The organism is Streptomyces krungchingensis (genome assembly GCF_054729265.1).
On the sequence record NZ_JBPUKY010000001.1, the window covers coordinates 3,793,359 to 3,815,067 of the forward strand.

Here is a 21,709-nt window from a genome sequence, read left to right on the forward strand (position 1 = left end):
GGGCGCAGCCGGGCCACCGGGTTCAAGGACCCCTCGCTGCGGCGCTCCCTCGCGCTCTTCCGGGCCTTTCTGCGTGAGCAGGAGGACCCCGGGTCCTGCTACACGCTGCTCGCCCGGGACGCCGCGGACCAGGTCGAGGCGTACGGCCCCGTGGAGGACCGCGTCGTCGTCGACGTCGGGGGCGGCAGCGGGTACTTCACCGAGGAGTTCCGGCGGCGCGGCGCCCACGCCTACCTGTTCGAGCCGGACGTCAGGGAGCTGGGGCCCGGATCCCCCGGCTCGACGGTCGTCGCGGACGGCTATCTGCTGCCGCTGGCGGACGGTGTCGCCGACGTCTGCTTCTCCTCCAACGTGCTGGAGCACGTGGCCGACCCGCAGACGTTCCTGAGCGAGATGGTCCGGGTCACCCGCCCGGGCGGCCTGATCTATGTGTCGTTCACGAACTGGCTGTCCCCGTGGGGCGGCCACGAGTGGGCGCCCTGGCACTACCTCGGCGCCGAGCGGGCCCGCGCCCGCTACCGCCGCCGAACCGGAAGGGACGCCAAGCACACCCTCGGCGAGAACCTCTTCGCCGTGCACATCGGCAGCACCCTGCGGCAGGTGCGCGCCCGCGACGACGTCACGGTCGTCGCGGCCCGCTCCCGCTACTGGCCGTTCCTCGCGTCGGCCGTCGCGAAGACGCCCGGACTGCGCGAGTTCGCCACCTGGAACCTCCTCCTCATCCTCCGGCGGTGTCCACCATGACGAGCACGGTCCAGGCTCCTCCCCCGGCAGCCGTCCGCCCCGCCACGACCGCGGCCGGCCCCCCGCAGGGGCCGCGCTCGCGCCGCTGGCTGCTGGGTTTCTGGGCCGTGGTGTTCGTCCTCTTCCTGGCCGTGCATCCCGGACGGGCGACGTTCGACACCAAGCTCGGCGTGGCACTCGATCCGTGGCAGTTCCTGTCGGACCTGGGCCAGTTGTGGCACGACCGGGGCGGCTTCGGCGGCCTCCAGGACCAGTACGTCGGCTACGCGTGGCCGATGCTGCCGTTCTACGGTCTGTGCAGGCTGATCCACCTGCCGGTGTGGCTCGCGGAGCGGCTGTGGCTGTCGATCGTGGTGTCCGTCGCCTTCTGGGGCGCGCTGCGGCTGGCGGAACGACTGCGCGTGGGCAGCGCCGCCTCCCGGCTGCTCGCCGCCGTCGCGTACGCGCTGTGGCCGGTCTTCACGGTCGTCGTCGGCTCGACCTCCGCGGCGGCACTGCCGGGCGCCTTCCTCCCCTGGGTGCTGCTGCCGCTCGCCGACGAGCGGTACGCCGCCCGGATCGCGGCCCTGCGCTCGGCGCTCGTCGTCCCCTTCATGGGCGGGGTGAACGCGGCGTCGACCCTGGCGTCGCTGCTCCCCGCCGGGCTGTACCTGCTGTCCCGCCCGCGCGGGCCCCGGCAGCGCAAGCTGCTCGCCTGGTGGGTGCCGGGCGTGATCCTGGCGACGGCCTGGTGGTGGATCGCCCTGCTGGTGCTCGGCGTCTACGGCGAGAACTTCCTTCCCTACGTGGAGACTTCGGCGACGACGACCGCCACCATGTCGGCGACCGAGTCGCTGCGCGGCGCGGGCAACTGGGTGGCCTACCTGAACTTCGGGGAGGCCTGGCTGCCGGCCGGCTGGACCGTCGCGTCCTCCGTGGTCGTGATCGTCTGCTCGGCGCTCGCGGCCGGTCTGGGCCTGGCCGGACTCGCCAGACGGGACATGCCCGAGCGGCGCTGGCTGGTGCTGACCGTGCTCACGGTCGCGCTCGTCACCCTCGCCGGGTACGGCGGCTCGTTCGGCGCGCCGTTCCACGGAGTGGTCCAGGACTGGCTGAACGGCTGGCTCGTCCCCTTCCGCAACATCTACAAGTTCCAGACGGGACTCGCGCTCGCGCTCGTCCTGGGCCTGGCCCATCTGGTCGCGGTCGCGGCCGAGACACGCGGCGCCCGCCCGGTGCGCGGCCGTCGCTTCGCCCCGCTGATCGCCGCGGTGCTGGTGCTGCCCGGGCTCGCCTGGCCGTACCTCAACGGGTCGATCCTGCAGCCCGGTTCGTTCCAGGAACTGCCCAAGTACTGGCAGACCACGGCCGACTGGCTGGAGAAGTACTCGCCGGACTCGCGCGCCCTCGTCGTGCCCGCCACCGCGCACGGCATCTACACGTGGGGCTCCCCGATCGACGAGCCCCTGGACGTACTCGCCGACTCCCGCTGGGCCGAGCGCGACTACGTGCCCTTCGGCACCCCGGGCAACCGGCGCGCCATGGACGCGGTCGAGCAGGCGCTGACGACCGGCGGCCAAGTCCCCGGCCTCGCCGACTACTTGAGCCGTGCCGGCCTCTACTACGTCGTCGTACGCAACGACCTGGACCCCGACCAGCTCGGGTACGTGCCCACCGCCACGGTGCGCCGCACCCTGGAGCAGTCCGGGTACCGGCGGGTGACCGGGTTCGGTCCGGTCACGACCGGCGGGCGGATCGCGAACGACACGCCCCTCCAGGTGGAGGGTCTGTACCCGCGCGGGCGGGCCGTGGAGATCTACGAGCCCGCCGACCGGGACGTGCCGCGGCCCGGCCAGGCCGGACTGAAACCGATCGCCGACACCGCCGTCGTCTCCGGCGGTCCCGAGGCACTGCTTCCGCTGGCCGCCGACCCGGCGGCACGGGGCCGGGCCGCCGTGCTGACCGGCGACAACCACCCAGGCCTCGGCACCCCGCAGGTCCAGGTGGTGGGCGACGGGCTGCGGCGCGCCGACACCCGGTTCGGCCTGGTCGACGCCAACACCTCGTACACGTACACGCGCGACCAGCGCAACGACAGCGACAGCGTGCAGGACGCGGGGAAGACGCCGCACCAGATCCTGCCGACGAAGGGCATCGAGCACCAGACGGTCGCTCAGCTGCGCGGCGCCCGCTCGGTGACCGCGTCCTCGACCGGCAACTGGCTGTTCCACCTTCCGCAGTACGACCCCGTGAACGCCTTCGACGGCAACCCCGGCACGGCCTGGGCCGAGGGCGCGGCGGGCTCGGCGGACGGGCAGTGGCTGCGGATCCGCTTCGACGGGTCCGTGGACGTGCCCACGTCGTTCGAGGTGACACCGCTGCCGCAGGACGGCGTGCGCGCGGCGGCGACACGGATCCGGGTGGAGACGGAGAAGGGCTCCGTCACCAGCTATCTCCAGCCGAACGGCATGAAGCAGACGGTCGGGGCGCGCCCCGGACCCACGGGATGGCTGAAGATCACGATCGTGGACTCGACACGGCAGCACGCCGGTCTCACCGGCGCGGGCTTCTCCGAGATCGCCCTCCCGGACGTCCAGGTCACCCGTCTGCTGCGGCTGCCCACGGACGCCTCGGGACCGGACGCGTCCGCGGCCTCGGCCGAGATCGTCTCCCTGCACCGCACCACCGACCCCACCGGGCTCTCCGCCACCGGCACGGAGGCGGGACTGCACCGCAGCTTCGCCACCTCGACGGCGGGGACGTACGCCATGAAGGCGAGCGCGGTCCCGGTCCCCGGTGCCGAACTCGACGAGCTGCTCTACGAGGTGGCGCCCGACCAGCAGAGCCGGATCACCGCGACGGCGGACTCCACCGCGCGGCTCGGGGCCGGTCTGTCCGCGCGCAATCTCACCGACGGCGACCTCACCACGGCGTGGATCGCCGGCGGCAACCCGACGATCCATCTGAGCTGGCCGGACAAGCAGCCGGTCTCGTCCCTCGTGCTGGCCCCGGCGGGCGGTCTGTCGACCCGGCCGACCAAGGTCGAGATCAGCTCCCCGGACGGGGCGGCCGTCGTCGGCGTCGACGAGAACGGCTGGGCCCGCTTCGACCCCATCACCACCGACCGCCTCGACATCACCGTCACCGAGACCGCTCCGCTGACCGTCCACAACCCGGTCGCCGACGCCGATCTGCAGCTGCCGGTCGGCCTCACCGAGGCGTACGTCCCGGCGCTCGACCGGTACCGCACCCCACAGCCGTCCGGCACCCGCCCGTTCACGCTCCCGTGCGGGAAGGGTCCGGTGGTCGCGGTCGACGGGAAGCTGTACGAGACCGCCGCGAAGGGCACGGTGCGGGACCTGGTCGAACGCCGGGCCGTCGAGGTGACGCTCTGTCAGGAGGGGCGCGCGGACACGGCGCTGGACTTCGCCGACGGCTCCCACCGCGTCGAGTCGGGGGACGCCGGGCCGCTGGCGCTCACGGACGTGACGCTGACGCGCGGGACGGTGGACGAGGCGGCCGGCGTCGGACGTGAGCTGACGATACGGGACTGGCTGGGCGACCGCCGCACGGTGACGGTCGGCTCCGGCGCGGCCTCGTACCTGACGACGTACGAGAACTACAACGACGGCTGGAAGGCCACCCTGAACGGCCGGGAACTCACGCCGGTACGGCTCGACGGCTGGCAGCAGGGCTGGCAGATCCCGTCCGGCGCGGGCGGCACGGTCACGCTGTCGTACGAGCCGTCGACGACGTACGAGGCGGGGCTGATCGGTGGCGGTGTCGCGGTGGCCGCCCTGGTGGGCCTCGTGCTGTGGCGGCGCCGCGCACCCAACCCCGACGCACCGCAGCCGGAGCCCCCGCTGCCCGGTCTCTGGCCGGGGCTGGTCGCGCTCACCCTGGTCGGTGTGGTCGTCGCGGGATTCTTCGCCCTGCTGGTGCCGGCGCTTGCCCTGCTCGCGCGACGGCGGCACACCCTGCTCGTCCCGATCGCGTTCCTCGCGCTCGCCGGCGCCGGGATCGCCGCGGCGACGGGCGCCGGTTCGCCGGTGTCCGCGGACGGGGGAGCCTTCGGGCCGGCCGCCCAACTGCTGGCGCTGATCGGGCTGTTCGCGGGCCTGGTGAGCGTGAGGGAGCCGGGGTCCGGCACCGTCCCGGCCGCGCGGCCGACGCAGCCGCCGGCGTCGTCACAGGCCCCGACGGCACCGCTGCCGCACCGGGTGCGCGGGGCGAGCGGGGGGCCGGGGAGCGGAACCCCGAACGGTCCGCTGCCCGGAGGCTTCGAGAAGAAGGCGCGGGCCGACGAGCCGGGTGCCGGCTCGGCCGTTGTGGAGCCGGGAACGGCCGAGGGGTCCGCTTCGGGCGGGGAGCGGTCCGGTGCGGCGGAAGGGGGGCGGTCCGGTGCGGGAGGGGAGCGCCGGGTCGCGTCCGGTCCGACCGTCTCCGCCCGGGGGCCGGGGGCGGACCGGCCCGAGCCCGACCCGCCGACCGCGCGCATCGCGCTGCGCAAGCCGCGGTTCAGGGTGACACCGCCCGAGGAGCCCGGTCCGCGCACGGGCCAGGACACGAGCTCGAGCTCGGGCACGGGCACAGGGAGGGGCGACACCCCATGACGGCTGTGGAGCATCCCCCGCGGGACGGCACGGGCGGCCCGGCCCGGCCGCCCGTACGCGTCCCGTTCCCGGTGGTGGACGAGGTCGCCCGGCACTGCCTCCAGGAGGAGGAACCGGAGACGGTCCACATCGAGGTCCACCTGCCGGGACGGCTCGAACCGGCGCGGCTGAGGGCGGCGTTCGCCCAGGCGCTGCGCCGCCATCCCCGCATCCTGATGCGCGAGGCCCCGCGCCCCTGGTACCGACGGCGCTACGAGTGGGAGCTGACCTCCGAGCCCGACCTGGACGTGGTGGCCTTCCCGCTCCCCAGCCGGGACGCGCTGCGCGACGCGCGGACCCGGGCGCTGCTGACTGCGCCGCCGCTGACCGCCTCCCCGCCGATCCGGCTGGAGGTGGTCGACGGCGCGGGCCCGGCGATCGGCAGCGAGGCGACCGACGCGGTCGGCCGGACGGGCGCGGCCCTCCCCACGAGAACGGCCCTCCCCACGAGAACGGCCGTCCCCGCGGGGGCGGACAGCGGTCCCGCGGCGGGAGGCGCCCCCGCGCCGGGGGACGGTGCCGGTGGCCCGGCCCACGGCACCGCGGCCCGCCCGGACGGCGACGGGAGCGACGTCGCCGGCCGCGCCGCCGCGAGAGGCACCGGCGGCACCACGACCGGCGCGGGCAGCGGCGACGACAGCCGCGGCCCCGGCGCCACGGCGGGCAGCGGCGCCGGGGCGGGAGACGGCGGTCCGGATGCCGGCGCCACCGGTGACCGCACCGGTGCGACAGCCGGTGCCGGCGGTGGGCGGCCGGAAGGGAAGGGCACCGTCCTCTTCCTCACCATCAACCACACCGCCCTGGACGGCCCCGCCTGTCTGCGCATCCTGGCGACGGCGGCCGAGCTGTACGGCGGCCGGGACAACACCCCCACGGCACCCCCGGTGCGGACGCCGGAGGCGCCGGGGGCGGAGGAGGCGGTGGGCCCCTCCACCTGGACCCCGCCCGCCCGGGTCGCCCACGGCACCCCCGAGCCGTCCGCGGGCAACGGCCTGCTCGTCACCGAACTGAGCGTGCCGCGCCGCCCCAAGGGCTCCCCGTACACGGTCAACGACCAGCTCATGGCCGCGACGGTGCTGATGGTCGCCCACTGGAACCGGGAGCACGGCGCACGGCCCCGCCCGCTGCGCGTCACCATGCCGGTCGACGACCGCACGAGGGACGCGGACATGCCGATCGGCAACGGCACACGGCTGGTCGAAGTCACCTTCTCGCCGGACGAGGTGAACGCGGACCGGATGGCCGAGCTGCTGCGCCGCACGGCGAACCGCACCCGTGCGCTGAAGTCCCTGGACCGCCCCCAACTCGGCCACGGAGCGGCCCTGCTGACCGCTCCCGTGGTCCCCGTCGCCTGGCGCGCCGCGGTCACCCGGGGGCTGCGCCGGGCCGCCGGGCCCTGGACGTCGACCGTCCTGCTGAGCAACATCGGCCGCATCCCGTACGCCCTGGACTTCGGTGCGGCGGCCGGCCGCGCCCACGCGGTCTGGTTCTCGGCGCCCGCCCGCATGCCGCGCGGCCTGACCGTCACGACGGCGTCCACGGCGGGCCGTCTGCACCTCGCGCTGCGCTGGTCGCGGACGCTGCTCAGCCACGGCGACGGCGCCCATCTGCGCGACCTCTTCGAGCACTATCTGCACGCCACGGAGCTGAGAGAGGCGAACGGCGCATGACGACGACAGCACCGGCCCCCGGCGGACTGCGCGACTTCTACGAGGACCCCTCCGTCCCCGTCGCCTCCGGGACGCCGCGCAGCCTGCGGCAGGCCCGCATGCTGGCCGCCGCGCTCGGCCCGGCCACGGCGGGCCCGCGGACCGTCCTGGACATCGGCTGCGGGGACGGCACCGCCGCCGCGACCGCGGCCCCGCTGCTCGCCGGGCACCGCCTGGTCGGCGTCGACTGGTCGCAGGACGCGCTCAGACGCGCCCACGCGCGGCTGCCGTACGCGGTCCGCGGTGAACTCGGCGACGGCGGGCTGCCGTTCGCGACCGCCTCGGCCGACGCGGTGCTCTTCAGCGAGGTCGTCGAGCACCTGGCCGACCCGGACTCCGCCCTGGACGAGATCCGCCGCGTGCTGCGCCCCGGCGGCCACCTGATGCTCTCCACCCCGAACCTCGCCGCCTGGTACAACCGGGCCCTGCTCCTCGCCGGGGTCCAGCCCGTCTTCTCCGAAGTGAGCCTGCGCGCGATCCACGGCCGCCCGGGCAAGGAGGTCGTGGGCCACCTGCGGCTGTACACGGCGCGCGCGCTGCGGGAGTTCGTGACCGCCTCGGGATTCGAGGTCGTGCGGCTGGCGGGCGCCCCCTTCCACGGCGTACCGCGTCCGCTGCGCCCCCTGGACCGGCTGGCCTGCGCCGCGCCGTCCCTGTCGTCCATCCTGCTCCTGCACGCACGAAGGACGTAGCCCATGTGGTGGGGAGTGGCCGCGGCACTGCTGGCGAACGTCCTGTACAGCACCGGATTCGTCCTGGAGAAACGCGCGCTGGCGGCCCTGCCCGACGTGGACATCCGCCGCCCCGCCCGGCTGCTGCGGCTGGTGCTGGGCAGCCCGCTGTGGATCGGCGGCTCACTGGCCCTGGCCGCCGGGTTCGCCGCCCAGCTCGCCGTCTACCGCACGCTGCCGATCGCCGCGGCGCAGGGCATCTTCGTCTCCGGGCTCGTCCTGCTGGTGCTGCTCTCCTCCCGGCTGCTCGGTGAGGAGACCACGGGCCGCGAGCGGTACGCGCTCGGCGCGATCCTCGCCGCCCTGCTGATGGTCGTGCTGTCCCTGAACGAGGACTCCGACACGGTCGGCCGCGGCGCGCCCGCCCCGCTGATCCTCACGGTCTGCCTGCCGACGCTGTCGCTGGGCGTCTGGCTGTACGGAGCGGCCGAGCGCCGGTCACGGAGCCGGCACCGCATGCCGACCACCGGCGTCGAGTACGGCGTGGCGGTGGGGCTGCTGTACGGGGTGAGTTCGCTGGCCATCAAGGGCGTGTCGAGCCGCCTGACCGCCCACGACCCGGGAGGAGCCGTCCTCGCCCTGCTCCGTTCTCCTTACCCGTACCTGCTCGTGTTCACCGGCGCGTTCGGCCTGGTCATGTCGCAGGCGGCGCTGCAGCGCTGCCGGGCCTCGCTGATCGTGCCGGTCTGCACGACGGTGACCTCGCTGTTCACCGCGGTGCTCGGCACGCTCGCGTTCGGCGAGGCGCTGCCGCACGACCCGGTCCGGCTCGCCCTGCGCCTGGCGGGCACCGCTCTCGCGGTGACCGTCCTGCTCGCCATGCCCAAGCACGACGAAGCACCCCGACCCCCCATCGGTGCCGAGGAGTTGACACCCCCATGAACCCGGACGACCCGCTGCTGAGGATCCTGGCCTGCCCACTGGACAAGGGGCCGCTCCACCTGCTCGTACCGGACGAGTCGGTGGCGGCGGAGGAAGCGCTGTACAACCCGAGACTGCGCCGCCGCTATCCGGTCGTCGACGGCATCCCGCAGCTGCTGCCGTCCTCCGGGGTGCAGGTCACCGAGGACGAGCACGAGGAGCTGCTGAAGCGCATGGCCCCCTGAACCGGCCGCGGAGCGGTCCGGGTGGGCGACGATGGACCCATGCCGGCCAAACGTCCCACCGCCCCCTTCACCCCGCTCGACTTCCAGCTGGTCCTGCTGCGCCGTATGGCCGACCACAACCCCGGACTCGTCGAGGACGCCCGCCACCGGCTCGGCGCCGGTGTCGCCGACATGCGCGAGGCCAACCGCCGCTGGCAGGCGATGCTGCACGCCCCGCGCTCCCGCTCGGCGGTCGCCCGCTACCGCTCGGTGCTCGGCGAGCCGGAGTCCGTCACCCCGCGCCGGATCGGCGATCTGGACTGCGAGGCCCTGCTGTGGCCCGTCCCCCTCTGGCCCGAGCTGCGCTTCGAGGTCCTCGTCGCCGCGAACGGCGTGGCCTGGAACGAGTGGCTGGTGCGTGCGCCCGGTGCGCCGGGCCCCGAACTCCGCACCGTGGACGACCTTCTCCCCTGGTCCTGCACGGTCGACGAGGCGGCCCGCGCGTTCGCCCCCGCGCGGCCCCTGGAGGGCACCGCGCCGACGCGCTGGGGCCTGGCGTTCACGGCACCGGACGCGTCGGGGGCCGCGCGGGAGTGCGCGGCGGAGTTCACCTGGGGGCTGCTGCAGCGCGTCGCCGTCAGAGAGCGGCGCTGAGGACCGCCGCCACGACGGCCGGCACCGACCCGGGGTGCAGCCAGAGGAAGAGGTTCGGCTCGATCAGTTCCAGCTCCATCACCCGGGGCTCGCCGTCGTCGCCGTCGACGAGGTCGACCCGGGCGTACAGCAGCGCGCCGGGCCCGCCCGGCACGGCGTCCAGCGCCCGTCCGGCCACGGCCAGTTCCGCGGCGGACGGCTCCCAGACCTCCAGCCGGGGATGCGGGACCTTGTCGCCGTCGAAGGGCGTCCCCGGCTCCAGCACGGCGCCCTTCCGGCTGGCGTGCAGCAGCCGTCCGCCGTAGAACTGCAGGGCCCGCTCGCCGCGGACGTCGACGCCCTTCAGATACGGCTGCACCATCGCGGTCAGGCCTTCCGCGTGCATCCGCGCGAGCTGTCGCACGGCCGTCTCCCGCTCCTCGGGCAGGTACCGGGCGGCATACCGTGCGCCGGCCCCGGCGGTCGGCTTCACGACGAACTCCGTGTCGCCGGGCAGCTCGACGGGGTCGCCCGGCGCGAGATACCGGGTGGGCACGACGGGCACCCCCGCCGCCGCGAGGTCGCCGACGTACCGCTTGTCCGAGTTCCAGCGCACGACGTCCGCCGGATTGGCCAGCCGGGTGACCTTCGCGCAGCGCTCGACCCACGCCACGAACTCCGCCAGGCGCCGGCTGTAGTCCCAGGTGGACCGGATCACGACGAGGTCGAAGGCCGCCCAGTCGACCGCGGAGTCGTCCCAGTGGACGACGGCGGCCTCGGCACCGGCCTCCTCCAGGGCGGCCCTGAGCACGGGCAGGTCCCGGTCCGTGCTGGTCTCCCCCTCCTCCGGCCGGTAGGTGGCGAGCGCGATACGGGCGCGGTCGGCTGTGCGGGCCACGGCGGACTCCCTCTTCGTACGACTGGTCCTCGGGGAGGCTAACAACCACCCGGGCTGCCGCCCCAGGCCTTGTGACCTCCCCCTTCGGCGGGGCCGCCACGGCACCCGCGGGCCGGTGCCGGGGCGGGCCGTCGCGCGGTCGGGGAAGATCGTCCGGAAAACCCTGGCACGGGCCGGAGGGGGCCCGTACTCTCGGTGACGTGTGAGAACTTGACGCGTCAACAGCCGGGAGCCCCTTGGTGAGCCAGTCCCCGCCGACCCTGCGCGAGACGCTCGCACGTCCACGCGTGAGCCGTGCGGAGCCGGGACGATGAGACTGGCCGGGGGCATCCGGAGGCTCGCGGCGGCCCTGCGCTCGCCGGTGGCCGGCTCCGAGATGCACGCCCTCGCCGTGGAGCTCAGCCGCGTCCTGCGCGGGCGGATCGACGCCCCCGTCGACGTACGGGAGTTGGCGGACGCCCTGTGCGCGGAGATGAGCGAACGCCGCGACGGCCGCCCCGTCCAGCTCCGCTTCGAGCGCTTCCCCGACGAGATCGAGGTCACCGGTCTGTGGATGGAGTTCCACGACTTCGACCTCGTCATCGTCGAGGAGCGCGCCGAGGCCGTGCAGCAGCTCGTCATCCTCGGCCACGAGCTGTGGCACATGAAGGAGGGCCACCGCGACCACCACGTCGCCGGTGCCGCGGCCGCCGCGCACGCCCTGTCGGAGCGGCCCGACTGGCAGGCGGCCGCGCTCACCGTGGCCGCCCGCAACGGCTCCCACGCGGCGGACGAGGCGCAGGCGGAGGACTTCGGCCTGCATCTCGCGAGCGTCTTCCGCTCCTGGCTGACAGGCCCCCGGAGCAAGGGCGCCGGCGGGCCCGTGGACCCGGTGGGCCGCGCCATCCAGGCCTCCCTGGGCTACCGCGGCCCCCGGGGCTGACCCGCGATGAGCCCCGCCCGCCTCGCCGACGGCCTGTACATCTCCTTCTGGATACCGGCGGCGGTGCTCACCGCCGCGCTCGCGATCAAACTGCCCAGCATCATCAAGCTGTGGAAGGACCCGCTGCTGCGGGCCGTCGGCGGTCTCCTCGTCCTCGCCTGCGCCGTCTTCGTCTTCGCGGCGCCGCCGACCATCGCCCGGGTCAACCGCGCCACCGGCGTGCCGAACTTCTCGGCGCCCCTGGTCTACAGCCTCATCACCGCCTTCTGCGGGTGCTGTCTGCTGCTCATCACCGCCTGGCGCGACGGCATCTCGGACCGTTCCGCGACGACCCGCCGCGCCACCCGGTGGGTGGTGAGCGTCTACTCCTGCGTGGTCGTCGCGCTGTGGGTGCTGTTCGCGTTCGCCGACGCGCCCGTCGAGCGGGTGCGCGACCTCGACACCTACTACGCCACCACCGCGTTCATGCGCGAACTGATCGTGCTCTATCTGCTCGCGCACACCGTGGCCTGTCTGATCAGCTGCCGGCTCATCCGGAACTGGATCCGCGCCGACGGGCTCGACGCCTGGCTGCGCGGCGGCCTGAAGCTCCTCGGCGTCGGCTACGCGACGAACCTGGTCTACGACGCCGCCAAGGCCGCGGCGGTCGGCGCCCGGTGGACCGGCCACGACCTGGACTGGCTGAGCACCTCGCTGGCACCGCCGGTCGCCTGCGTCTCCGCCATCCTCATCGCGGCGGGCTTCATCCTCCCGCACACTGGCCAGTACCTGCACCGCCGTGGCCGCACCCGGCTCAGCCACTGGCGTCTGCGACCGCTGTACCGGCTCACCCGGAACGCCACCGGAAGCCGTGTCCCCTTCACGCTGCGGGCCACCCCCGAGCTGCGCCTCACCCGCCGCGAGACGTTCATCCGGGACGCGCTGCTCCACCTCGCCCGGTACATCGACCAGGACCTGGACCGACGTGCCTACGGCGCGGCCGTGGACCTGGGCCGGGACGCCCGCCGCGCCCGCCCGCTCGCCCACGCCGTCACCATCCAGGCCGCCGTCGACGCCAGACGCCGCTCCCGCACGGAGGCCCCCGCGCCGCTGGACAGCCCGGACATCGAGGAGCTGCTGGAGGAGATCGAGGCCGTGTCCCGGGCGCTGCGCCGCACCGACGACATCAGGGCGGTCCGCGCACGCGTGGCCGCGGCGGCACCCGCGCGCCTCGGCTGAGGGCCGCCGGGCCCGCCCGGCCGGACGGCGTACCGGCACGGGCCTCGACAGGCGCCCCACGTCCCCGCTGCGGCCGGACGGCCACCCGTGGGCACGGCGTCATCGTGTAGGAACGGTGGTGACGGTCTCAGGCGGAACGTCCCTACTGGCAAAGGAGCACACGTGTCCTCCCTCTTCCCGGCCCTGGTGGGCGGCTCGGTCGCGGAGCGGTCCGCGCTGCGCTTCGGTGAGCGGTCCCTGACGTACGCGCAGCTCGCCGCCTCGGCCGGTGCCCTGGCCGCGCGGCTGGACGGTGCCGGGAGGGTCGCCGTGTGGGCGACGCCGACCCTGGAGACGGCCGTCGGCGTGGTGGCCGCGCTGCTCGCCGGAGTGCCCGCGGTGCCCCTCAACGCGAAGTCCGGGGAAGGTGAACTGGAGCACATCCTGACCGACAGCGCGCCGTCCGCGGTGCTCGCCGCCCCGGGGGACGAACTGCCGGGTCCCGTACGGGCGTTGCGGCGGATCGACGTCGTCGCCGAGCCGGCCGGCGGCGGGGCGGTGCCGGCGCTGCCGCCGGAGCCGGCGGGACCCGCGGACCCCGCGCTCGTCGTGTACACCTCGGGCACCACCGGCCCGCCGAAGGGCGCCGTCATCCCCCGCCGGGCGATCGCCTCGACGCTGGACGCGCTGGCCGACGCCTGGCAGTGGACGGGCGACGACGTGCTCGTGCACGGGCTGCCGCTGTTCCATGTGCACGGGCTGGTCCTCGGCGTTCTGGGGCCGCTGCGGCGCGGCGGTTCGGTGCGGCATCTGGGGCGGTTCAGCGCGGAGGGCGTGGTCCGGGAGCTGAACGGCGGGGCGACCATGCTGTTCGGGGTGCCGACGATGTACCACCGGCTGGCCGAGACGCTCGACGCGGACCCGGAGGCCGCCGAGGCCCTCGGCCGGGCGAGGCTGCTCGTGTCGGGGTCGGCCGCGCTCCCGGTGCACGACCACGAGCGGATCACGGCGGCCACCGGGCGCCGGGTCGTCGAGCGGTACGGCATGACGGAGACCCTGATGAACACGAGTGTCCGGGCGGACGGAAAGCCTCGGCCGGGGACCGTCGGGGTGCCGCTGCCGGGGGTCGGCCTGCGGCTCGTCGAGGAGGACGGTTCCGTGATCGCGGGGTACGACGCCGACGGCACCCCCACCGGCGCGCTCGACGGCGAGAGCGTCGGCGAGATCCAGGTGCGCGGGCCGAACCTGTTCACCGAGTACCTCAACCGGCCCGACGCGACCGCCGCCGCGTACACCGAGGACGGCTGGTTCCGCACCGGCGACATGGCGGTCCTCGACACCGACGGCTCCGTGCGCATCGTCGGCCGCAAGGCCACCGACCTGATCAAGAGCGGCGGATACAAGATCGGCGCCGGGGAGATCGAGAACGCGCTGCTCGAACACCCGGGGGTGCGTGAGGCAGCCGTCACCGGGGAGCCGGACGAGGACCTGGGCGAGCGCGTGGTGGCCTGGATCGTGCCCACGGACCCGCAGTCCCCGCCGTCCGCGGCCGAGTTGGCCGACCAGGTGGCCCACCGGCTGGCTCCCCACAAGCGGCCGCGCGTCGTGCACGTCCTGGAGTCGCTGCCCCGCAACGACATGGGCAAGATCCTGAAGCGGGAGCTGAAGCGTGGCTGAGCGGATCCCGGCCCGCGCGGCCGTCGCCCTGCTCACCGACGACTTCGTGCCCTTCCCCGCTCCCAAGGGGGCGCACCCGCCTGACGGTCCGCTGTCCTGGCGGGGATACGACGACGCGCGCGCCCGCGCCCGGGAGCGCACCGGCGAGGAGGAGTCCGTCGTCTGCGGCACCGCGCTCGTCGGTGCCACGCGGGCCGTGCTGGTCGCCTTCGAGTTCGGCTTCCTCGGCGGCTCGCTGGGGGTGCGCACCGGTGACCGGCTGGAGGCGGCGTACACGCACGCCCGCGCGCAGCGGCTGCCCGTCGTCACGCTGGTCGCGACGGGCGGCAGCCGGATGCAGGAGGGCATGCTCGCGCTCACCCAACTCCAGCGGGTGGCACGGCAGTCGGCGCTCACCCGGGAGGCGGGGCTCGCGCAGATCGCCGTCCTGCGGGACCCGACGACGGGCGGCGGCTGGGCCACGCTGGGCGCGGGCGCCGATGTGACGCTGGCGCTGCCGGGCGCCCAGGTGGGGTTCGCGGGCTCCCGGGTCCGGCCGTCCGACGCGGACCCGGCGGCGTACCGGGCGGAGGCCCAACTGGCGGCGGGCGCGGTGGACGACGTCGTGCCCGCGTCGGAGCTGCGCGGCACGCTCGCGCTCTGGCTCGACCTGCTCACCCGGCCCTCCGCCGGGGCGGCGCCGCCGCCCCGGGCGCTGGGCGCGGCCGGGCTGCCGGCCACGGGATGGGACGCGGTGGTCCGGGCCCGTTCCCCGCGGCGGCCGCGCGCCCACGCCTATCTGGACGCGTACTTCACGCACCGGGTCGCGCTCCGCGGGGACCGCTGCGGAGGCACCGACGAGGGCATGCTGTGCGGTGTCGGTCTGACGCACGACGGACGGTCCGTCGCCTTCGCGGCCCAGTGCGGGACCGCGACCCGGCCGGCCGGGTACCGCACCGCCGCCCGGCTGGTCCGTCTCGCGGGCCGGCTCGGCATCCCCGTGCTGACGCTGGTGGACACGCCGGGTGCGGCGAACGACGCGGACGCGGAACGGCAGGGCGCGGGTGCCGCCATCGCGGATCTGTTCGCCGCGGTGGCGACGGCACGGACGCCGGTGACCACGCTGGTGATCGGCGAGGGCGGATCCGGCGGTGCGCTCGCGCTGGCGGCGCCCGGCAACACCTGGGCCACGCCGGACAGTTACTTCTCCGTCATCGCCCCGGAGCTCGCGGCCGCCATCCTGAAGCGGTCCCCGGACGAGGTGCGCGGCACCGCGGACCAGCTCCGCGTGCGTCCGCAGGATCTGCTGGAGCTCGGTGTGGTCCGCGGCATCGTGGAGAGCGCGGCGGTCTGAGCGGACACGGCGGCGCCGGCTCCCCTCCGAGGGGAGCCGGCGCCGCCCGTGCATGGGTGGTGGCGGCCGGCGCAACCCGGTCGTGGCGAAACCCCCTAGCGCACCCCGGTCGCGCGGATGATCTCCTGGCTCACGGAACCGCCCCGGTCGTCGGCGGCGGAGGCCCGCAGCGAGACGTACGCGGTGCCGCGCGGCACGTTCAACGTCCCCTTCCACGACGCCGTGCCGCCCGACAGCGGGACCGTCCTCCAGGTCCGGCCGTCGTCGTACGACACCTCCAGCTTCGCGCCGCCGATGGTCCCGGTGTCCGGCGCGCCCTTCACGTACTCCGCGTGCAGGCCGACCGGCACCCGGCCGTCGCGCACGTCTCCCGCGAGGTCGGTGTCGATGTCGTAGCCGAGGTTGAGGAGCGGCAGGAAGGTCCAGCGGTCGTCGGGGGTGGCCGCCGACCGTACGGTCCACTCGGAGTGGCCCTTGGTGGACAGTTTCCAGCGGTCGGGGTCGAGGGTGGTGTCCGTGACGACCTTGTAGGTGTGCTCGTCGGCGGGCGCGTCCCAGACGTAGGCGCCGGAACTCGTCCTGCGGTCGACCAGCGTGCCGTCCTGGTACACCTCGGTGAACTGGGTCATCCCGCTGTCGTCGCTCCACACGTCGCCGAAGCCGGTGTGGTCGGGGCCGGAGTCGCCCCAGCCGGGCGTGTTGAACTGGATCACGTTGCCCGAGCGCTGCTGCCCCCAGCCGAGCCCGGTGCCCAGGTACGGGTGCCAGACCGGCTTGAACCAGTCGAGCGGGGTCCGGGTGCCGCCCCGGTAGGCGATGACTCCGCTGCGCTCCTCCAGCGCGCCCGCGCCGGCGTTCACCGACTCGTGCCAGAGCTGCCCGGTCCCGGTGGAGACGTAGTCGGTCCGTTCGGCCGGGTAGTCGATGCGCTCCTGGAAGCCGATGCCGATGGGGAAGGTGCCGGTGATCGAGTAGCGGTACTCGCTGCCCGACACGGGCTTCGCGGCGTGGAACCGGGTGTTCAGCGTGGCGAGTTCACCGGCGCCGGGCTCGTAGGTGAGGTCTCCGCGCGGGACGCCGCCCGGGTGGCCCTGCGCGAGGTCGTACACGTACGGCGTGTTGCGCGTCCCGGTCATGTCGACCCGGCCGGCCGCGCGCAGCCGTGCCGCGTCCGCGGCGTCGACCGTGGCGATCTGCAGCGGCCGGTCCGTGTTGTCGTCCGTGCCGAACCAGGCGTTGAGGCGTCCGGCGGTGTCGTCGGTGACGAACAGGGCCGCGGCTCCCGCGTCCTGGGCGGCCTGGGCGAGGGCGGCGGGTTCGACCCCGTCGGCGAGGCGGGCGAGCACGGCCTTGCCGCGCACACCGGTGAACGGCCCGGTCCCCACGTCGGTCAGCGGCAGCCTGCTGCGTCCCTCGATCAGCGTGCCGCCCGGCTGGACGACCGCCTCGCGGACGCCGTCGACCTCCAGCAGCGGCTTGCCCAGCCGCCACACCGTGCGGTACTCGAAGCCGCCTTCGGTGACCTTCCCGGTCGGCGCGGCGAACACGCTGTCGTACTTGACGGGCACCTGGACCGCGCCGAACAGGTCGGAGCCGCCGCCGCTGCGGTCGTACTCCATCAGCAGCTGCCGGGTCTCGGTGCGCCGGTCGACCTTCGCCCTGATCTCCTTCAGCTGCCGTCCGTCCAGGGTGACTTCGCGGTTCCGGTCGAGCTGGATCTGGGGGGCGGCGAGGAAGCCGAGGCCGAGGGAGTCGGCGCCGCGGCTGCCGCGCACGTCGAGGAAGGACGTCAGGCTGTACGTGCCGGGCTTCAGGCGGAGTTCCAGGGTGCCGGAGTCGCCGACCGTCACGGGATAGGGGTCGACGCCCTGCGCCAGCTGCTGCACCGCGAGGTCGGCCGCCGTGGGCGCCCCGTCGCGGTCCTTGACGTGGACGGTGAGCGTGTACCGCTCCTCCTCCTTGACCAGCCCGAACACGGTGTGGGCGACGGGGGTTCCGGCGGCCGAGGCGACGATCTGCCCGGAGGTGTTGCCCACGGGCGCCTTGCCTGCGTCGCCGGTCACCGTCGTGGAGGCGGTGCCGTGCGCGGGCACGGTGAGCGCCCGGTCGGCGAGGGAGGCCACGCCGTCGGGGCCGCCCTGCACGGCGAGTGTCAACTCGACAGGCTGGTCCGAGGAGTTGGCGTAGGTCAGGGTCTTCGTGACGGGCTTGTCGTCCTCGTAGGGCCAGCCGTGGAAGCCGAGGTCGGCGCTGCCGGTGGCGGTGACCTCCGCGTCGACGGCGTCCGGCACGCTGACCCGGCCCGCGCCCAGCACGTAGGCGGACGCGTCCAGTTGCTCCGACGTCGACATCAGCGCGTCCTTGAGCCGGGCGCCGGACCAGTCCGGGTGCTTCTCGGCGAGCAGTGCGGCCACGCCCGCGACGTGCGGTGTCGCCATCGACGTACCGCTCATCGAGGTGTAGGGGCCGCTGCCTTCGACCAGCCCGGAGCGGGCCGCGAGGATGTCGACGCCGGGGGCGGAGAGGTCGGGCTTGAGCGCGTTGTCGCGGTAGCGCGGTCCCGCGCTGGTGAAGTAGGCGGCCTCGTCCGCGGAGTCCACCGCGCCGATGGTGAGCGCGGAGTCGGCGGCGCCGGGCGACCCGATGGAGGAGGGCGCGCCGGTGTTCCCCGCGGCGATCACGAACAGCGCGCCGGTCTCCGCGGAGAGGGTGTCGACGGCCTCGGCCATGGGGTCGGTGCCGTCGCTGGCCTCGGTCGAGCCGAGGCTCATGGAGATCACCTTCGCGTGCACGTCACGCGCGGCCCACTCCATGCCCGCGATGATCTGCGACTCGCTGCCTGAGCCCTGGTCGCTGAGGACCTTGCCGACGGCGAGCGTGGCGCCGGGTGCGACCCCCTGCTCCTTGCCGTCGGAGGCGGCTCCGCTGCCACCGACGGTCGAGGTGACATGGGTGCCGTGCCCGTTGCGGTCGGCGACCTCCTGCCCTTCGATGAAGCTCTTGCTCCGGGAGACGCGCCCGGCCAGATCGGGATGGTCGGCGTCGACACCGGTGTCGAGGACGGCGACGGTGACCCCCTTGCCGGTGAGCCCCGCCTCCCAGGCCTTCGGGGTGCCGATCTGGGCGTTGCTCTCGGCCATGTCGGCCTTCACGCGCCCGTCGAGCCAGACCTTGCCGATGCCCGCCTGCCGGGTCACGGACCGCCAGAAGGTGCGGCCCTTGTCCGCGTCGACGGCCGCGCCGCGGATGCTGGGCAGCTCCCGGGTCCGCTCCGCGCCGGACGGGGTGGCCGCGCGGGCCTTGCGGTCGTAGGTCACGATGAGCGGCAGTTCGTGCGTCTGCCGGTCGGTCAGCCCCTGACGTATCAGCTCGCTCACGTCGAACAGGCGCCGGTCCAGGGTGCCCGCCCGCAGGTAGGGCAGCGCCTCGTCCGGTACGACCGTGACGCCGCCGTTCGCCACCTGGGTACGCACCGCGCCGGTCGCGCCCCGCGGGCGCTCGACGGACACGGTCTTCTTCCCGCCGCCCAGGTCGGTGACGGTCACCTTGTCGCCGGTGACGAGGGTGACGGTGCGGGCGGCGGACGCCGCCTTCGCCGGCTCGGGGGTGGCGCTCCCGGTGCCGAGCGCGCCCGCCCGCCCCGCGGGCAGCAGGGCGAGCACGAGCCCGGCCGACAACAGCGCCGCCCCGCGTCTCGCTGGTCCTCTGGTCGTCATCTCTGCCCTCTCCTCGGCTCTGCTCCGGCTGGGTCCGTACTCCGCTTCCGCTGTGCCCGGCGCCGCCCCCGCTCTGCCTCCCCGTGCGGGGCGGGCGTTGCGAAGAGTGTCAGGGGGCTTGTGTTGCGGGGGAGTTGACGCGACCTGGCGGGAAGGCGCCCTGGCGGCTTCCCGCCAGGACAGGCGGGTACGAGCCGCAGAAACCGGGACAGCCCCGAGCACCGTCCGTAACAATGGGGACGGCCGGGGGTCACGACGGACGGGGGAGCCGACGCCATGGACGGACTGGTGGAGTTCAAGACGGAAGAGGGCGCGCTGGTCGTCGTCGAGGGCGTCGACGACGAGACCGGATCGCGGCTGGTCGCGCGGGACGACGGGACCGTGCAGGCGGCCCGCACCTTCGAGGGTTCTCTGGAGGGCGTACGGGCCGCCGCCCGCTCCGCGCTGCGGGTGTTCCGCGACGGCCTGAACCCCGATGCCGTGGAGATCGAGTTCGGCGTCAAACTCACCGCGGAAGCGGGCGCGTTGATCGCCAAGAGCGCCGTCGAGGGCCATCTCGTCGTCAAGCTCTCCTGGTCGCCGGGACAGTCCGGGGGCTCCGGCTCCGCGGAGACCGCCGCACAGTCATGAGCAGCGCCGCGTGGCACGTCAGGATCAGCTGCGGGCGGGAGACGGGTGCCGGTTTCCTCGTCACCGAGCGGCACGTGCTGACCTGCGCGCACGTGGTCGCGCGGAGCGGCACCGAGGAGGTGCGCGTCCGCTTCGGACCGGGCGTGCCGGACGGGCACGACGGCGACGGGCTGCCCGCGAAGGTCGTCGCGCACGGCGGCTGGGACGGCCGCGACACGGACCCCGGCGACGTCGCCGTCCTCGAACTCGACCGCGCCATGACCGTCGAGCCCGCGCGGTTCGCACCCCCCGCCGACGCGTACGGCGACCCGCCGCGCAGGCTCCTGGCGTACGGCTTCCCCAAGCGGTACGAGGAGGGGACGCTCGCCGAGTACCGGGCCACGGCCGACCAGCTGATCGCGGGCGAGTGGGTCCAGCTGGAGGCGTGGGCGGCCCACGGCCAGCCCCTGGTACCGGGGTTCAGCGGCGCCGCGGTCACCCTCGCGGACACCGGCCGGGTGGTGGGCATGGTCTCCGCCGCCGCGCGGGATCCCCAGGTCCGCAACGGGCGGATGCTGCCCGCGCACGTCATGGCCCGCTACTGGCCGCGGCTCGGCGAGCTGATCCCGACGCCGGAGTACGGGCGGGCGGACAAGGAACGCCTGCGGGAACTGGTGCAGGGGCGCGGCCCGGAGTTCGAGGGCCGCCCCGAGTGCAGCCCCGAGCGGCTCTACAGCGACGCGGTGGGGCCGTTCGGGCCGCCGCTGCCGGCCCGGCGGTTCGGCTCGCTGTGGGACGCGGCCTGGTACCTGCTCTCCGAGGTCCCCGACACCGGCGCCGTCGCCCGGTTCGCCGCGCGGCTCGCCGACTTCGTGGAGGACGCGCCGGCCCGCGGCGCGCTGCGGGCCTGGCCGTCCCGGCCGCACGACCGTCACCCCCGGCCCCCGCTGCCCGGTCCCCGGGCGGCGCACCGCCCGGCGGCGGACCGGCAGCCCTGGTCGCCGATCCTCGTCGAGATCGCGCCGAGCGGCTCGGGCGACCACCACTTCCTGGTCGAGGTGTCCGCGTACACCGGCCGGCACCGCCGGGTCGTCGGCTCGCGCGCGCTGCCCGCCGACCGGGTCCGCGGCTACGCCCTCCAGCGCATCGACGAGGCCTACCACGAACTGGAGCCGGAGGCCCGGGAGCTGATCGCGTTCGTCCTGCCCCGCCGCTGGCTCAACACGGACGTGGCGCACTGGCAGCGCAGCGCCGACGACGACAGTCCGCTCGGCTCCTTCGCCCCGCTCGTCGTGATGGACCTGGAGCGGCGGCGCAGCGGCGGACTCCAGCACAAGCTGCTGCAGAAGTGGCAGCGCCTCGACGCGCAGCCCGCGGCACGCCTGCACCGCATCGGCTGCGGGGCCCTCGGCCAGGACCCGGTACGGCTGACGATCGGGCTGCGGCGCGGCGCGGACATGGTGGGGTTCGCGGCCCCGCCGCGCGCGGGCGGCACCCGGCGGCTGTTCCAGGCGAGCCTGAACGCGGCGGTGCCGGTGATGTTCTGGCCCCGCACCGGGTGCCGCGGGGACCATCGCGGGGCGGCGCACGAGGACTGCACGGGCGCCGCGTTCCTGGACCGGCTCGCGGAACACCTCGCGGACCTTCCGCCGTCCGAACTGCCGTCGCACATCCATGAGTTGCGCGAGGCCGCGTACGCCTCCGACGCGCCCGAACCGCACTGGGCGTACGACCTGGCGCTGCTGTGGGAGGACCCCAGATGCCTGCCCGACCCCGTCGGCTATCTGCACTCGCCCGTCGGCTGAGCACCCGCCCGCCGTCCGG

General features: G+C 74.8%; 15 protein-coding genes. 13 read left to right on the plus strand and 2 right to left on the minus strand.

The annotated features are described in order from the left end of the window. Window positions 1–36 precede the first annotated feature (36 nt). Genes ACSYGO_RS16885 through ACSYGO_RS16915 form a run of 7 tightly spaced genes read left to right on the plus strand, consistent with a single transcriptional unit; the run spans window position 37 to window position 9,554 of the window. Window positions 37–744, plus strand: a complete 708-nt coding sequence (locus tag ACSYGO_RS16885) for a class I SAM-dependent methyltransferase (protein ID WP_426676038.1) — start codon at window positions 37–39, stop codon at window positions 742–744. After that, window positions 741–5,336, plus strand: coding sequence for an alpha-(1->3)-arabinofuranosyltransferase (locus tag ACSYGO_RS16890; RefSeq protein ID WP_426676037.1), 4,596 nt, complete (start codon window positions 741–743; stop codon window positions 5,334–5,336). Before ACSYGO_RS16885 ends, ACSYGO_RS16890 begins: the two co-directional genes overlap by 4 nt. Further along, window positions 5,333–7,045, plus strand: coding sequence for a condensation protein (locus ACSYGO_RS16895; protein WP_426675565.1), 1,713 nt, complete (start codon window positions 5,333–5,335; stop codon window positions 7,043–7,045). Before ACSYGO_RS16890 ends, ACSYGO_RS16895 begins: the two co-directional genes overlap by 4 nt. After that, complete coding sequence (locus ACSYGO_RS16900) at window positions 7,042–7,776, plus strand: class I SAM-dependent methyltransferase (RefSeq protein WP_095934093.1); 735 nt, start codon at window positions 7,042–7,044, stop codon at window positions 7,774–7,776. Before ACSYGO_RS16895 ends, ACSYGO_RS16900 begins: the two co-directional genes overlap by 4 nt. A 15-nt stretch (window positions 7,777–7,791) precedes the next feature. After that, window positions 7,792–8,697: a hypothetical protein gene (locus ACSYGO_RS16905; protein ID WP_426676036.1), complete on the plus strand. Its 906-nt coding sequence runs from the start codon at window positions 7,792–7,794 to the stop codon at window positions 8,695–8,697. Further along, complete coding sequence (locus ACSYGO_RS16910) at window positions 8,694–8,921, plus strand: Trm112 family protein (RefSeq protein WP_095934094.1); 228 nt, start codon at window positions 8,694–8,696, stop codon at window positions 8,919–8,921. Before ACSYGO_RS16905 ends, ACSYGO_RS16910 begins: the two co-directional genes overlap by 4 nt. 39 nt (window positions 8,922–8,960) lie before the next feature. After that, window positions 8,961–9,554, plus strand: a complete 594-nt coding sequence (locus ACSYGO_RS16915) for a hypothetical protein (RefSeq protein WP_426675563.1) — start codon at window positions 8,961–8,963, stop codon at window positions 9,552–9,554. On the opposite strand, the gene ACSYGO_RS16920 is transcribed toward ACSYGO_RS16915, so the two are convergent. Further along, window positions 9,538–10,431, minus strand: a complete 894-nt coding sequence (locus ACSYGO_RS16920; RefSeq protein WP_426675562.1) for an ATP-grasp domain-containing protein — start codon at window positions 10,429–10,431, stop codon at window positions 9,538–9,540. The two genes, ACSYGO_RS16915 and ACSYGO_RS16920, sit on opposite strands and share 17 nt — an antisense overlap. A 310-nt stretch (window positions 10,432–10,741) precedes the next feature. Between ACSYGO_RS16920 and ACSYGO_RS16925 the strand changes: the two genes are divergently transcribed. The 4 genes from ACSYGO_RS16925 (at window position 10,742) to ACSYGO_RS16940 (ending at window position 15,560) form a co-directional block, all read left to right on the plus strand. Further along, window positions 10,742–11,353, plus strand: a complete 612-nt coding sequence (locus ACSYGO_RS16925) for a toxin-antitoxin system, toxin component family protein (protein ID WP_426675561.1) — start codon at window positions 10,742–10,744, stop codon at window positions 11,351–11,353. A 6-nt stretch (window positions 11,354–11,359) separates the two neighbouring features. Continuing rightward, window positions 11,360–12,571: an MAB_1171c family putative transporter gene (locus ACSYGO_RS16930; RefSeq protein ID WP_426675560.1), complete on the plus strand. Its 1,212-nt coding sequence runs from the start codon at window positions 11,360–11,362 to the stop codon at window positions 12,569–12,571. A gap of 162 nt (window positions 12,572–12,733) precedes the next feature. Next, window positions 12,734–14,227 carry an acyl-CoA synthetase gene (locus tag ACSYGO_RS16935; RefSeq protein ID WP_460386994.1) on the plus strand — a complete coding sequence of 498 codons (1,494 nt, stop codon included), beginning with the start codon at window positions 12,734–12,736 and terminating at the stop codon, window positions 14,225–14,227. Continuing rightward, the gene (locus tag ACSYGO_RS16940; RefSeq protein ID WP_426675558.1) at window positions 14,220–15,560 is read left to right on the plus strand and encodes a carboxyl transferase domain-containing protein; all 1,341 of its coding nucleotides are present in this window, start codon (window positions 14,220–14,222) and stop codon (window positions 15,558–15,560) included. The genes ACSYGO_RS16935 and ACSYGO_RS16940 overlap by 8 nt, the downstream gene beginning before the upstream one ends. 95 nt (window positions 15,561–15,655) lie before the next feature. Here the strand turns inward: ACSYGO_RS16940 and ACSYGO_RS16945 are convergent, their stop codons facing one another. Beyond that, window positions 15,656–19,276, minus strand: coding sequence for a S8 family serine peptidase (locus ACSYGO_RS16945; RefSeq protein WP_460386995.1), 3,621 nt, complete (start codon window positions 19,274–19,276; stop codon window positions 15,656–15,658). Between the two features lie 276 nt (window positions 19,277–19,552). Here ACSYGO_RS16945 and ACSYGO_RS16950 point away from each other — a divergent pair, with 276 nt between their 5' ends. Both ACSYGO_RS16950 and ACSYGO_RS16955 read left to right on the plus strand, forming a co-directional pair. Further along, window positions 19,553–19,906 (plus strand): CU044_2847 family protein, encoded by a 354-nt coding sequence (locus tag ACSYGO_RS16950; protein WP_432176897.1) that lies wholly within the window; start codon window positions 19,553–19,555, stop codon window positions 19,904–19,906. Continuing rightward, a complete protein-coding gene (locus ACSYGO_RS16955) occupies window positions 19,903–21,690 on the plus strand; it encodes a VMAP-C domain-containing protein (RefSeq protein ID WP_460386996.1) in 1,788 nt (595 codons plus the stop codon). Before ACSYGO_RS16950 ends, ACSYGO_RS16955 begins: the two co-directional genes overlap by 4 nt. Window positions 21,691–21,709: the final 19 nt, after the last annotated feature.

Coding starts and splice junctions, on each gene's coding strand:
- ACSYGO_RS16930 (WP_426675560.1), top strand. CDS start 11,360: ATGAGCCCCGCCCGCCTCGCCGACGGCCTGTACATCTCCTTCTGGATA.
- ACSYGO_RS16955 (WP_460386996.1), top strand. CDS start 19,903: ATGAGCAGCGCCGCGTGGCACGTCAGGATCAGCTGCGGGCGGGAGACG.
- ACSYGO_RS16900 (WP_095934093.1), top strand. CDS start 7,042: ATGACGACGACAGCACCGGCCCCCGGCGGACTGCGCGACTTCTACGAG.
- ACSYGO_RS16890 (WP_426676037.1), top strand. CDS start 741: ATGACGAGCACGGTCCAGGCTCCTCCCCCGGCAGCCGTCCGCCCCGCC.
- ACSYGO_RS16910 (WP_095934094.1), top strand. CDS start 8,694: ATGAACCCGGACGACCCGCTGCTGAGGATCCTGGCCTGCCCACTGGAC.
- ACSYGO_RS16945 (WP_460386995.1), bottom strand. CDS start 19,276: ATGACGACCAGAGGACCAGCGAGACGCGGGGCGGCGCTGTTGTCGGCC.
- ACSYGO_RS16915 (WP_426675563.1), top strand. CDS start 8,961: ATGCCGGCCAAACGTCCCACCGCCCCCTTCACCCCGCTCGACTTCCAG.
- ACSYGO_RS16925 (WP_426675561.1), top strand. CDS start 10,742: ATGAGACTGGCCGGGGGCATCCGGAGGCTCGCGGCGGCCCTGCGCTCG.
- ACSYGO_RS16950 (WP_432176897.1), top strand. CDS start 19,553: ATGGACGGACTGGTGGAGTTCAAGACGGAAGAGGGCGCGCTGGTCGTC.
- ACSYGO_RS16895 (WP_426675565.1), top strand. CDS start 5,333: ATGACGGCTGTGGAGCATCCCCCGCGGGACGGCACGGGCGGCCCGGCC.